The sequence below is a fragment of the Capnocytophaga sp. oral taxon 329 str. F0087 genome (genome assembly GCF_000213295.2).
GTDB classification, from domain to species: domain Bacteria; phylum Bacteroidota; class Bacteroidia; order Flavobacteriales; family Flavobacteriaceae; genus Capnocytophaga; species Capnocytophaga leadbetteri_A.
On sequence record NZ_KN390021.1, the window covers coordinates 1,331 to 15,207 of the forward strand.

Genomic DNA, 13,877 nt, shown 5'->3' on the forward strand with positions numbered 1-13,877 from the left:
TTGGTATGTTTCGTACCCAATGGGTAGGCATCAAAGGGGCACCTACTAATGGTAGCATTAGCTATCACCAACCGATGCAAGAACTTCGCAATGTAGGTTTAGGAGGAAGTATTTTCCGCGAGAGTATTGGTCCTCAAAACCAAACACAATTAGCAATAGATGCATCGTATACATTGAACTTTGAAAACTCTAAATTAGCTTTTGGTATAAAAGGTTCAGGTAGTTTATTTCAAATAAATTACGATGAATTGCGCAAACAAGATAATACCGATGTTACCTTAGCGGGTACCGAAAGTGTATTTTCACCTAATATAGGGGCGGGAGTGTATTGGTATACTAATAAGTTTTACCTCGGTTTCTCAGTGCCTAATATGTTAGAAACTACCCATTATAAAGACCAATCGGTATCAGTGCTTAAGAATGCACAACACTTCTATTTCATTGGGGGCTATGTATTTAACCTATCAGATAATGTGAAGTTTAAGCCAGCAGTACTTACTAAAGCTTCTTTTGGAGTACCATTACAAGTAGATGGCTCGCTCAACTTTATGTTCAATGAGAAATTTGTCATAGGGGCAGCTTACCGTTGGGATGCCGCAGTTAGTATAATGGCGGGCTTCCAAGCCAATGATCGTTGGTTTATAGGTTATGGCTATGACTACGAAACTACTGAATTGTCAAAATACAACTCAGGTTCTCACGAGATATTCTTGCGTTACGAACTTGTTAAAACCTATAAGAAAATCGTATCACCTCGATTCTTCTAAAATAATATTTTTAACCATTAACCACTTTATCAATAAATTATTAATTTGTAATTGTTAATTGTTAAAAATGAGATTATTAACTTTTAGTGTAGCTTTATTAAGTTCTACTTCATTACTTTTTGCACAACCAGAAAAAGAGTTGGAAAAAGCAAATGAAATGTATAAGAACTTTTCGTACGTTGATGCGATTAAAATTTATGAAAGAATAGCCCAGAAAGGCTTTGTGAATCAGGAGATGCTCGAGAGTTTGGGCAACGCGTATTATTACAATGCCGAATACAAAAAGGCGCTTCCTTGGTACGAACAACTTTTTCAAGAAGGTAAGTACAAGGTAAAACCTGAGTATTATTATCGTTATGCACAAACACTTAAGTCTGTCGGCGACTATACCGAAGCCGATAAAATGATGGCTAAGTTTGTTCAACTTACTAATGCTAATGATACTCGTGCGGCCCTTTTCGAAGAAAACAAAGATTATCAAACGGTTATTAAGAACAACTCAGGTAGATTTCAGCTCAATAATGCCTCTATTAATACCGAAAATTCTGAATATGGTACCGCTCTTTATGGTGATAAGATAGTTTTTGCAGGGGCTACCAATGCCAGAAAAGCTAAACGTGGTGTATCTCAATGGACAGGCGAGAGTTTCTACGACCTTTACGAGGCAGAACATTTCGATCAGAAGTTAGGTAGCAGAAAACCTTTTTCTTCTTCTGTTAATACACAGTTTAATGAGTCTACCCCTGTTTTTACTAAAGATGGCAATACAATGTATTTTACACGTAATAACTACGTAAATAGAAAACTTGGTACTGATATCGAAAATACTATTTTGCTTAAAATATTACGTGCCACTAAAGATAAGAACGGCAATTGGGGCGACATCGTTGAGGTTCCTTTCAATAGCGACCAGTATAACGTAGCACACCCAGCTCTTAGCTCAGATGAAAAGTATTTGTACTTTGCCTCTGATATGCCAGGAACATTTGGTAGTTCTGATATTTTCAGAGTAGAAATTTTGGGTGATAACCAATATGGTACTCCCGAAAATTTAGGTAATATCATTAATACAGCAGGTCGTGAGTCTTTCCCTTATATTTCTAAAGAAAATGTACTTTACTATTCATCTGATGGTATACCTGGTCTTGGGGGGTTAGATATTTTCGCTGCGAAGTTTAATGCCGATGGCTCTACTTCTAAACCGGTAAATATCGGTATGCCTGGTAACAGTGCAGATGATGACTTCTGTTTTGTGTTCAATAGCGATAGCAAAATAGGTTTCTTAACCTCAAACCGTCCTGGAGGGAAAGGTAAAGATGATATTTATAGCTTCCATGAAGATAAACCTCTATTGTTCTCTTGCCAGAAAAATATCAAAGGTATAGTAAAAGATGCTAAAACTAAGGCTATTATTGCCAATGCAAAAGTGATTTTATCTGATAAAGTGATGAAAGAAGTAAGTACAGACAAGTCAAAAACTGATGGTACTTTCACTTTTGAAAAAGTAAATTGCAATGATTCTCACTACTACTTACGTGGGGAAAAAGAAAAATACGAAACAGCCGAAGTAAATGTTACTGTAGGGAAAGATGAGGTAGTATACGAGATATTGCTCAACCCAAGACAAGTAGCTATCAAAAAAGGTATGGACTTAGCTAAAGTATTTGAAATCAAAGAAATTAAGTTCGACTATAATAAAGCTAATATCCGCCCAGATGCTGCGGTTGAGCTTACTAAAATCGTAGAGGTAATGCGCGAGTATCCAAAAATGAAGATAGATATTCGTTCTCATACCGATAGCCGTGGTGCTGACTCATATAACCTTAAACTTTCTGACCGCCGTGCTAAAGCTACCCTCGAATGGATAGTTAAACAAGGTATCGATAGAAAACGCTTAAAAGCTAAAGGTTATGGCGAAACACGTCTCGTAAACGGATGCTCTAACGGAGTGCCTTGTACTGAAGAAGAACATCAAGAAAACCGTCGCAGCGAATTTATCGTTGTTGCGATGTAATAATCTCTCATAATAGCTTTGTCAAAGAGGTAATATTTATAGTTACCTCTTTGGCAAAATCTTTAAATATAGTATTCATTTCCTAAATTCTTAATTTTTTCTTATTTATATCTTATGAAAAAACTTTTTTTTATAACTTTCTTATTAATATTACAATTCTCTTTTGCTCAAAATGAAAAAGAAGCTTTGCAAAAAGCAGCTAAATATTATAAGAACTTAGATTATGTCGAGGCCATCAATGCTTATGAAAGTATAGCCCGCAAAGGAGTTGAACCTCAAGAACTCTTAGAAAACCTTGGTAATGCTTACTATTATAATGCCGATTATCAGCAAGCTAATAAATGGTATGATAAACTTTTTAAAGCTAAGGATCCTAAAACTAATAAGCCTTTAAATATCAAGCCAGAATATTATTACCGCTATGCTCAAACTCTAAAAAGCAAAGGTGATTACGATGCTTCCGACAAAGTAATGGATCAGTTTGTAGCACTTACAGGTAAAAACGATGTGCGTGCTGTACTATTTCTCAAAAACAGAGATTATCAGGCTGAAGTAAAACGCAATTCAGGTAGAATGGAGCTCAATTTGCTCAAACTCAATACTAAAAAATCAGAGTATGGTACCGCTTTTTATGGCGATAATATTGTATATGCTACTAGCAAAACAGGTTTTCTAAAACGCCGTTCAGAATGGACAGGCGACAATTTTTATACGCTCTACGAAGCTAATACTGATAGCCTACAAGCCTCAAGAAAAGCAAAATTAAACGGTATTAATACTAAGTTTAATGAATCAACAGCTGCCTTTACTAAAGATGGTAATACGATGTATTTTACACGTAATAACTTCATCAATAACGAGGTAAAAACTAACGGCGACCAAACCGTATTGCTTAAGATTTTTAAGGCTACTAAAGATAAAAGTGGCAAATGGGGAAATGTGCAAGAAATGCCTTTCAATAGCAATATTCACAGCGTAGCACACCCAGCTCTTAGTCCTGATGGCAAATATATCTATTACACTTCTGATATGAAAGGTACTATTGGTGCTTCTGATATCTACCGCTCTAAAATATTAAAAGACGGGTATGGTAAACCAGAGAACTTAGGCGAGCGTATCAACACACCTGGTCGCGAGTCTTTCCCTTTTATATCTGATGATAATATACTCTATTTCTCTTCTGATGGCTTCCCTGGTTTAGGAGGCTTAGACATTTTTGCTGTCAAATTAGATGCAGAGGGCAATCCTATTACCAAGCCTATCAATATAGGTCGTCCTGGTAACAGTGCAGATGATGATTTTTGTTATGTTATCAACAGTCATACACACATAGGCTATCTTACCTCTAATCGTCCAGAGGGTAGAGGGAGTGATGATATCTATAGTTTCTATGAGCATACCCCTCTTCGTTTTACCTGTCAGTACAGCCTTAAGGGGGTAGTTAAAGATGCTGCTACATCAGCTATTATTCCTAATGCTAAGGTAGCTCTTTGGAGTACCAACAATACTCTTTTAGAGGAAACTACAGCCGATGCTGAGGGGGCATTTGCATTCAATTACACAGCTGATTGTGGCGACTTACAACTGTTGATTAAATCAGAGAAAGAAAAATACAACAGCAATCAGCAGCTTTTAGCGCTTAATAGCAATAAAGATGTAACAGCTGAAGTATTATTGACGCCTATTCCTGTAGTAGAAGAGAAGAAACCTAAAGAAATAGCGGTAGGCAACGATTTAGCCAAAATATTGAATATCGAAAACATCTACTTCGATTATAATAAAGCTAACATTCGCAAAGATGCAGCTGAGCAGTTAGCTAAAATCGTAAAAGTGATGCAAGAGCACCCTACAATGACGGTAGATGTACGCTTGCATACTGATAGTAGGGGTTCTGATAAGTACAACCTAGCCCTTTCACAACGCCGTGCTAAGTCTACTATCAAGTGGATTACCTCTCACGGTATCAAGAAAAACCGTATTACAGGTAAAGGGTATGGCGAAACGCAGTTAGTAAACGAATGTAGTAATGGGGTACCTTGTACCGAAGAGCAACATCAAGCCAACCGTCGTAGTGAGTTCATTATTATTAGTTATTAGTTATATTTTTAAAATTGTTATACAAAAAAACAGTCTGAGTGTTATCACTCAGACTGTTTTTTTGTATATTTATCTCTTCTTTATATCTTACTCATCGCCTCTTTTATGTGGGCTACTTCAGCACCTATATCGCCAGCACCTACAGCTAATAGTAGAGAGGGCTGCATAGTCTCTAGTAAAGGAATAAGTTCCGCTTTGCTTACTAAAGTCTTTTGTGGGGTAGTGATTTTGCTTAGCAAAACTTCAGAGGTAATGCCTTCAATAGGCAATTCTCTGGCAGGATAAATATCCAATAGGATAACCTCATCAAACTGCGATAAGCTTTTGGCAAAATCATCCATAAAGTCACGGGTACGACTGAAGAGGTGAGGCTGAAAGATAATAGTTTTAGGGGTATTAGGATACATTTCGCTCACAGCCTGATAAAGCGCATTAATTTCTGAAGGGTGATGAGCGTAATCATCTATAAACACCCTATTTTTTTCTTTTATGATATACGAAAAACGCCTTTTTACTCCCTTGAAAGTTGCCAAATGAGGAAGTAAGGCTTCTGGGGCAAATCCTGCTTTTATTGCCATTGAAACAGCAGCTAAAGCATTTAATAAGTTGTGTCTTCCAGGTTTTAAGAAAGTATAATCTTTGTAGATACCTCCTTTGTATTTAAAATCGAAGTGGTAAACACCATCTACTATGCGAATATGCTGAAAAGAATAGTCAGAATCATCTTCTAATCCAAAAGTTTCGCCTGCTATAGCCAACCCATTGCGCACTATTAGGCTACCTCCTTCTTTTATTTTGCCTGCAAATTGGTGAAATCCTTCTATCAGGTGTTGTTCATCACCATAAATATCTAGGTGGTCAGCGTCCATAGAAGTGATACACGCTATATTAGGCGACAGACGCAAGAAAGAACGGTCAAACTCATCAGCTTCAGCTACAGTGTATTCATTGCCGTGTAGTACTAAGTTGCTATTGAAGTTCTCTGCTATACCTCCTAAAAAAGCACTTACCGAGGCACCACTTTCTACTAATATATGGGCGAGAATGCTCGAGGTAGTCGTCTTGCCGTGCGTGCCCGCTACCGCTAAACAGAAACTGTTTTGCGTGATAAAGCCTAACACTTCCGAGCGTTTTACCACCTCATAACCATTTTGCTGAAAATACAGCAGTTCTGAATGGTCTTTAGGTATAGCAGGGGTATAAACTACTAAAGTAGTAGCTTTGTCTTTAAATGAGGCTGGAATAGCGGCAACATCATCAGTAAAGTGTACTGCTATTCCTTCTTTTTCAAGCATTTCTGTAATTTCAGTAGGCGTACGGTCGTAACCGCATACAGCTTTGCCATTAGCGTTAAAATAACGAGCAAGAGCTGACATACCTATGCCGCCTATACCTATGAAATAAACGTTTTGTATGGGTGCTAAATTCATAACTTCTTGGTTTCTACTAATTTTCCGTCTTTGTAATATGATACTGTTGTTTCTTTTATACTGCGGTCTTCGCAGGTCTTTTGGGTGATAATGCCTTTGTCATATAACTCACGGCAGTTACCTTTTTCTGTTATATACCACTTTTCAGTCAGCTTGCCTTCAGGGTCGTACTTAGTGGTGGCTTTACTATCGATAATCTCTATTTTTAGCTTACCGTTTTGGTAATACTCCTTAGTGATGTTTTTGATGCTATTTACCTCCTTACTCGGGTTGCCGTTTTTGTGATAAGTAGTCACTATCTGGTCTGCGCCCTCTTTTAGATTGGTGTATATCTCTATCTTTTGTGCGATATTCCCTGCGTGGTCATACACCAAGCCTTCTATCATATTTCCTTTAAAAATATTTTTCTTCCGCAATCGCCCTTCCGAGTTGAATAGGTGTATTTCTGATAACTTTCCGCTATCAAAAATATAAGTAGAGGCTATGTTGCGTTTCTTGTTGAGGAACTTCCCTTCGCCTATCAGTATTCCTCCATTACCTATTTCAAACTCAAATCGTTGTTCATTATTATCAATGATGTAGCTTCCTTTTGCTAAACTTACTTTGCGTGTGATGTAGGCTTGACGTATCATATCACTGTTGATAGCGCCAGCATTACCCTTTTTCATCAGTCGTTGTAGTTGCTCATACACTTCATAATTAGTGTATTCCTTAATTTCTACAATACCTTTCTTGAAAGCATCACTTTTTGTGTCGATAAAAACTGAAGGCTTCAGTGTAGTTTGTCCTATAGCTGCAACTGCCCACCATATTATGCTTATAAAAATTAATTTCTTAGTCATTCTATTCAGATTTTAATCGTTGAGTATGAGGTTTACTATATCTTTAGTAGCGTTGGGCTGTGCCAAGGCTTTTATATGTACCGATAAGGCTTCTTGTTGTGCTTCATCGGCTATTAGCTTGCTAAAAGTGTTTGCAAACTGCTCATTTAGTTCACTTTCACGCAATAGTATAGCGGCTTGTTTGTCGGCTATGGCACGTGCGTTCTTGGTCTGGTGGTCTTCGGCTACGTTAGGCGAGGGGATAAAAATCACAGGCTTGCCCACTACGCATAGCTCACTCACTGAACTGGCTCCTGCGCGCGAGATAATCACATCAGCCGCTGCGTACGCCAATTCCATTCGGTCTATAAATGCCAATACACGTACCTGTTCACTATTGTATTTTTTGTATTCTTCGTAATATAACTTTCCACACTGCCATAACGCCTGCACCCCTAATTGCTCAAAAAGAGGCAATTGTTGCTCTATAAGCTGATTGATACGGCGAGCACCTAAGCTACCTCCAAGCACTAATAAAGTTTTTCGCTGACTGTCTAAATGAAAATAAGAGAGTCCTTCAGAGCGATACTGCGTTATGTTTAGCAAGCCATCGCGTATAGGGTTTCCTGTTTTTACTATTTTCTCCTTCGGAAAAAATTGCTCCATAACATCGTAAGCTACACATATCTTGTGTGCGTTTTTGGCAAGCATTTTATTAGTAATGCCGGCATACGAATTTTGCTCTTGTATAAAAGTGGGAATACCCATCTGTCCTGCTACTTTCACTACCGCACCACTAGCAAAACCTCCCGTGCCTATTACCGCGTCGGGCTTAAAGCGTTTGATGATACTCCTTGATTTTAGCAAGCTGCTAATAAATTTTAAGGGGAAAAGTAGGTTCTGCCAGCTGAGTTTGCGCTGCAAACCCGAAATCCACAAGCCCTCGATGGGGTAACCTGCTTGAGGCACTTTCTGCATTTCCATACGGTCTTTTGCCCCTACGAAAAGGATTTCAGCATCGGGTAGCCGTCTTTTTAGCTCGTCAGCAATGGCTATGGCAGGGAATATATGCCCTCCTGTTCCTCCTCCTGATATGATAAATCTTTTCATTATTTCTTAGCTATTTTGTTGTTTATCAACTTCTAACGCCTGATTTCCACATTTCAGCTCTATCACCGTAATCTCAGGCCATACCCCTAATCTACCAGGGAAAGCGTGGTATCCAAAACCTCTATTTACATTCAAATATCGTGCCCCTTCTTTGTACATACCTCCCCAATATTTGTAGATATATTGCGAAGGACTCCAGCGCCACTGTGGTATCTCTATGCCGCACTGCATTCCGTGCGTATGTCCGCTTAAGGTTAGGTCTATCGACTTCTGCTCTGGCAGTACTTTCTCTTGCCAATGGGTAGGGTCGTGACTCATAAGTATCTTGAAATCAGTCTCGCTTACTCCTTCCATTGCTTTGTTTAAGTCACCATACTTAGAAAAACGCCCGTGTCCCCAATTCTCTACTCCTATAAGGGCAATCTTGTCACCATTGCGCTCCAAATAACGATTATTGTTTAGTAATAAATCCCAGCCCATTTCCTTCTGTAGCCGGTGTAGTTCTGCTATGTTTTGCTGTTTAGCTTCTGCACTTTCCCAAGACGAATAATCACCGTAATCGTGGTTACCCATAATCGAGAATACCCCATCAGGGGCGTGTAGGGTAGCAAATAGTTGCTTCCAATCACGTACCTCTTCAGCTAAGTTATTCACCAAATCGCCAGTAAATAGTATTACATCGCTTTTTTGAGCATTGATAAGTTCTACTCCGTAACGTATTTTGTCGTAATTGTCAAAACTACCACAGTGAATATCAGAAATTTGAGTAATACGATAGCCGTCAAACGCTTTAGGTAGATTAGGGAAATAAAGCGTATACTTCCACACTTTGTAGTTGTATTTTCCTTTGAAAATGCTGTAGAGTATCGAAGCGAAAGGTATAGCCGCCAATCCCCATCCTAAGGTGCTGACGAACTTGCGTCGTGAGGGAATACGTGGGGCATTAGCTCTTCTTTTGATAAAAAGAGCGCGCACTAAGCGACTAAGGTCTTCTATCAACAGCGGCAAACTGACAAAAAGGCAGATGATAAGCCACGTAAGGAGTCCTGCCACTGCGTACTGTTGCCGAGCGCTCCATACCGTTTTGCCTCTTCCAAACCATTGGTAAAGCAGGTACAGTACTATTGTTATAGCCACTCCCCAAAACAGCCAATGTACCCATCGCGCAGCTTTAAGTGTCTTCAAACTTCTACTTGCGTAGAAACTCAGTAAAAAATAAAAAGTAAGGATACTGAAAAGTATAGCAAAAATCATATAATCAATTGAAAATTAGTAAAATAGATGAATTGGCTAATGAACCAATTATCCCCCTTATAACCTCAACGTTAGAAATAGGTCTTTTGCTTTCGTCTAAAAAGCTCTCAGTTTTAAATGAAAAAGGTAGGGTAGTACCCAGTTCCTCAAAAACCGTACCCGAAAAATGTACGTCAGTAAAACCAGCTGCTTTTATCTGTTCTATGCTTTTCGCATTGATACCGCCACCAGGCATAATAGTAGGTTGTCCGCCTCCTATGCGGTTTAATTCTTTTAGCAGGTCAAGCCCCTCTATAGCCGATTTTTTACCACCGGAAGTTAAAATACGATGCACCCCTAAGCCTTTGAGGGTATGGATAGCTGCTATGGGGTCTGGAGCACAGTCGAAAGCGCGGTGGTAAATAAATTCCATAGTACCAGCAGCTTCCATTAGCTGAGCAGTACGCGCCTCGTCAATAGTATTATCGCGGTGCAATACACCTGTTACTACTCCTTGGCAACCTAATTCCCTGCAGAGAACAATATCACGCAACATCACGTCAAATTCCTCTTCAGTATAGGTAAAATCACCACTGCGCGGACGTATTAGTACACAGTTACCAATACTCAATTCGTCCATTACTTTTTTTATGAGCCCATAACTGGGGGTTATGCCCCCTACGCCCAATTCGCTACATAACTCTATACGGGTAGCCCCCGCTATCTGTGCATTTCTTGCCGACTCAAATGAGCTGGCACATATTTCATAAATCATCTTTGTTCTAATTTTTGGCAAAATTACAAAATAATCAGCAACCAACAAAGAAAAAAGAATACCTATAACCAATTATACAAGGCTAATTTGTTCTAAACCTTTGATATGTATCACCTCCTACTTGTCCCACCTGTCCCACTCGTCCGAATAAACACTTCTAATAATGATGCATTACCAAATAGTAAGAAAACCTTCTTCTGGTGAGATAGGAGAAATTTCTTTTATTTGTTGATTATGATTACTAAATTTTCCTCCCCATCCTGTTATGATATTCCCTTTCAAATAGATATCAATAATTTTTGTGAAAAAGAATGGATAATTCTCAATTTTTGATTGGAAATAGACTTCTCTTAAAGTTGTAATAAAAACTTCTTTTAGAAATAGATTGACATTCATATTATAAACAGAATCAAAATAAAGAGATTCAATTTTAGAAAAATCAAATTTTTTATTTTTGATATAGTTTTTTACTATTAAATCGGTTACTCTATTCCAAGAATTATGTTCTTTTTTGTTGTGTAGAGATAAAAAAATCTGTCCTCTGAATCCAACTTCTATAAATAGATTTTCCAGAGTTACAAAACCTTTTATATCATTCCGATAAGATAACTGCTTTTCTACCTCATCTATTTCTGAAGCAAATTGATAATTAAAAGGAATATTGAAATTATTAACTTTTCCACAATTTCTAAACCATTTATTATCAATCAAACTTTCTGCCATTAACTTCATTTCAGATGTTAATTCTATTTTATTGAATAATTTTGAAAAAAACATAATTATTAATAATGCAAAACTCTTTTAATAACTTTTATCCCACCCGTTCCACTTGTCTCACTTGTCTCACTTGTTCCACTTGTCTCACTTGTTCCACTTGTCTCACTTGTCTCACTTATCCCACCCGTCCCACTTGTCTCACTCGTCCTACTCGTCCCACTCGTCCGAACAACCACCGAAGGATGAGCGAAGGATAAGCGAAGGATCACCGAAGAATTAGCGCTCATTTTTCGTCTCTACAACAAGCTTCCGTCAAATAAAAAAGGTAGCAAATCCTTGATAGACTCAGTGCGAATGATAGAGCCTTTAGCCCCCATAAAATAAACAGGAATAGGCTGTCGCTGTTTAGTCTCATACTCCGAAAGCGACTGACGACAAGCACCACAAGGCGAAACAGGTTGCCCTGTAGGGTCTTCAGCAGTGCCCGAAATAGCAATCATCTTTATAATCTCATCAGGGCATTGGGTCGATGCCTGATAAATGGACACTCTTTCAGCGCACAAACCAGAGGGGAAGGCGGCATTTTCTTGGTTTGAACCGATAAAAATCTTACCATTGCCTACTAATACAGCAGCTCCTACTTTGAATTTCGAATAAGGAGCGTAGGCGTTATGGCGTGCTGCTACTGCTTCAGCCATAAGAGTTTGTGCCTCAGTAGGTAGGTCAGCGAGGCTTTCAAATATAGTGTATCTAATTTGTAATTGTTTTTCTGTTTTCATAAAATGACTTTTTTAGACGGCAAAGATAATCAAATAATTAACAAATGACAATTAATAATTAACAATTATAGAGGTATTTGTCATTTATCATTTGTCATTTGCCATTAATTTACTATCTTTGCACCCTAAATAACAGAAAATAAACTATATGCTAGATAAATTAAACATCGTTAAACAGCGATTTGATGAGATTTCAGACCTGATTATTCAGCCTGATATCATCGCCGACCAAAAACGCTATATACAGCTCAACAAAGAGTATAAAGACCTTAAAGAGCTGATGGATAAGCGTGAAGAATACATTACCGTAACGGGGAATTTGAGCGAAGCGGAAGAAATTATAGCCGATGGTTCTGACCCCGAAATGGTAGAAATGGCTAAGCTGCAACTCGAAGAAAGCAAAGAACGCCTACCACAGCTCGAAGAGGAAATCAAATATATGCTTATCCCTAAAGACCCTGAAGACGCTAAAAATGCCGTGATGGAAATACGGGCAGGTACAGGTGGCGATGAGGCTTCTATCTTTGCTGGTGACCTTTATCGTATGTACACCAAATACTGCCAAAGCAAGGGCTGGAGTACCTCAGTAATGGATTTTAATGAGGGTACAGCAGGAGGCTATAAAGAGATTATTTTTGAGGTTACTGGTGATAATGTATATGGTACTTTGAAGTTTGAAGCAGGGGTACACCGTGTGCAACGCGTGCCACAGACCGAAACACAAGGGCGTGTACACACTTCAGCGGCTACTGTTATTGTGCTACCCGAGGCAGAAGAGTTTGATGTAGAGCTTGATATGGCCGATGTAAAGATTATCCGTACTACCTCTACCGGACCTGGTGGGCAGTCAGTTAATACTACCTATTCAGCTATACAGTTGCAACACATACCTACAGGTATAGAGGTGCGTTGTCAAGACGAAAAGTCACAGCACAAAAACCTCGATAAAGCCTTAAAAGTATTACGCTCTCGCCTTTATGAAATGGAGTTGGCTAAGAAAATGGAGGCTGATTCAGCACGCCGTAAATCTATGGTATCAAGTGGTGACCGTTCGGCTAAGATACGTACTTATAACTATCCACAGGGGCGTGTTACCGACCACCGTATTGGGCTCACCCTCTACGATTTGCAAAACGTTATCAACGGCGATGTACAACGCCTTATCGATGAACTCCAACTTGCTGAAAATGCTGAAAAACTAAAAGAAGGAGACGTGTTTTAATGATAAAATACAAATAACAAATAAAAAGCTGGTTGAACATTTCAACCAGCTTTTTTTATTGTTTATGTTTATATTTATATTAAAGGGTCTCTTTTAGCCATTTGAAGAAAGTGCGCTGCCATAATAGTCCGTTTTGTGGTTGCAACACCCAGTGGTTTTCATCAGGGAAGTATAAAAGTTCACTCTTGATACCTCGCAATTGTGCTGCTGTAAAAGCTTGAAAACCTTGCTCTTCGGGTACGCGGTAGTCTTTACCTCCGTGAATGATAAGAATAGGGGTATCCCATTCAGTTATCTTCTCTATTGGGTTAAATTCTTTATATGATTTTTGCGCTACGGCATTCTCTTTTTCCCAATAAGGGCCACCTATTTCGTGATTATTGAAGAAAAGTTCTTCGGTAGTGCCATACATACTTTGCAAGTTAAATACCCCACAATGGGCGATAAAGCTCTTAAATCGTTTTTGGTGAATACCGGCTAAATAGTAGATAGAATAACCACCATAGCTGGCCCCTACAGCCCCTAAACGGTTTTTATCTACGTAGGGCTCTTTAGTTATATCATCAATGGCTGATAAGTAATCTCGCATAGGTTGTCCGCCCCAATCTCCACTGATTTGGGCATTCCATTCTACCCCAAACCCTGGCAAGCCACGTCTGTTAGGAGCAATTACTATATAGCCTTGCGAGGCCATTAGTTGGAAGTTCCACCTAAAACTATAAAACTGACTTACAATTGATTGTGGACCTCCTTGGCAGTAGAGTAGGGTAGGGTACTTCTTATTAGGGTCGAAATCAGGAGGATAAATCACCCAAGCGTGCATATCCTTGCCGTCAGAGGTTTTGATAATGCGCTCTTTTATAGGACAAGTCGCTATGTTTTTATAAGCCTCATCATTGAAGTGTGAGAGCT

Annotated in this window: 12 protein-coding genes; 4 read left to right on the forward strand and 8 right to left on the reverse strand. The window is 38.8% G+C overall.

What is annotated here, in order from left to right; translation table 11 throughout:
* From HMPREF9074_RS08475 to HMPREF9074_RS08485, 3 genes are all read left to right on the forward strand, one after another.
* Positions 1 to 767: PorP/SprF family type IX secretion system membrane protein (locus HMPREF9074_RS08475; RefSeq protein ID WP_034540281.1), on the forward strand; the 767-nt coding region annotated here is incomplete at its 5' end.
* Positions 768 to 834: 67 nt separating this feature from the next.
* Entirely contained in the window at positions 835 to 2,781 is a 1,947-nt protein-coding gene (locus HMPREF9074_RS08480) for an OmpA family protein (protein ID WP_009389142.1), read from the forward strand.
* Positions 2,782 to 2,895: 114 nt separating this feature from the next.
* The gene (locus tag HMPREF9074_RS08485; protein ID WP_009389144.1) at positions 2,896 to 4,878 is read left to right on the forward strand and encodes an OmpA family protein; all 1,983 of its coding nucleotides are present in this window, start codon (positions 2,896 to 2,898) and stop codon (positions 4,876 to 4,878) included.
* Between the two features lie 80 nt (positions 4,879 to 4,958).
* Here HMPREF9074_RS08485 and murC read toward each other — a convergent pair whose 3' ends face one another.
* From murC to cdd, 7 genes are all read right to left on the reverse strand, one after another.
* Positions 4,959 to 6,308 (reverse strand): UDP-N-acetylmuramate--L-alanine ligase, encoded by a 1,350-nt coding sequence (murC, locus tag HMPREF9074_RS08490; protein ID WP_009389146.1) that lies wholly within the window; start codon positions 6,306 to 6,308, stop codon positions 4,959 to 4,961.
* On the reverse strand, positions 6,305 to 7,150 hold the full coding sequence (locus HMPREF9074_RS08495; protein ID WP_009389148.1) for a hypothetical protein: 846 nt from the start codon (positions 7,148 to 7,150) through the stop codon (positions 6,305 to 6,307). Before HMPREF9074_RS08495 ends, murC begins: the two co-directional genes overlap by 4 nt.
* Before the next feature lie 12 nt (positions 7,151 to 7,162).
* Positions 7,163 to 8,239 (reverse strand): undecaprenyldiphospho-muramoylpentapeptide beta-N-acetylglucosaminyltransferase, encoded by a 1,077-nt coding sequence (murG, locus tag HMPREF9074_RS08500; protein WP_009389149.1) that lies wholly within the window; start codon positions 8,237 to 8,239, stop codon positions 7,163 to 7,165.
* A gap of 6 nt (positions 8,240 to 8,245) precedes the next feature.
* Positions 8,246 to 9,493: a metallophosphoesterase gene (locus HMPREF9074_RS08505; RefSeq protein ID WP_009389150.1), complete on the reverse strand. Its 1,248-nt coding sequence runs from the start codon at positions 9,491 to 9,493 to the stop codon at positions 8,246 to 8,248.
* A 4-nt stretch (positions 9,494 to 9,497) separates the two neighbouring features.
* The gene (locus tag HMPREF9074_RS08510) at positions 9,498 to 10,247 is read right to left on the reverse strand and encodes a copper homeostasis protein CutC (protein WP_034540283.1); all 750 of its coding nucleotides are present in this window, start codon (positions 10,245 to 10,247) and stop codon (positions 9,498 to 9,500) included.
* A 171-nt stretch (positions 10,248 to 10,418) separates the two neighbouring features.
* Positions 10,419 to 11,024 (reverse strand): hypothetical protein, encoded by a 606-nt coding sequence (locus HMPREF9074_RS08515; protein ID WP_009389152.1) that lies wholly within the window; start codon positions 11,022 to 11,024, stop codon positions 10,419 to 10,421.
* A gap of 236 nt (positions 11,025 to 11,260) precedes the next feature.
* A complete protein-coding gene (gene cdd / locus HMPREF9074_RS08520; protein ID WP_009389155.1) occupies positions 11,261 to 11,743 on the reverse strand; it encodes a cytidine deaminase in 483 nt (160 codons plus the stop codon).
* A gap of 148 nt (positions 11,744 to 11,891) precedes the next feature.
* On the opposite strand from cdd, the gene prfA reads away from it, so the two are divergent.
* Positions 11,892 to 12,965 (forward strand): peptide chain release factor 1, encoded by a 1,074-nt coding sequence (gene prfA / locus HMPREF9074_RS08525; RefSeq protein ID WP_009389156.1) that lies wholly within the window; start codon positions 11,892 to 11,894, stop codon positions 12,963 to 12,965.
* Between the two features lie 79 nt (positions 12,966 to 13,044).
* On the opposite strand, the gene HMPREF9074_RS08530 is transcribed toward prfA, so the two are convergent.
* Positions 13,045 to 13,877, reverse strand: an 833-nt coding sequence (locus HMPREF9074_RS08530) for an alpha/beta hydrolase family protein (RefSeq protein ID WP_034540285.1), incomplete at its 5' end; no start/stop codon positions are given.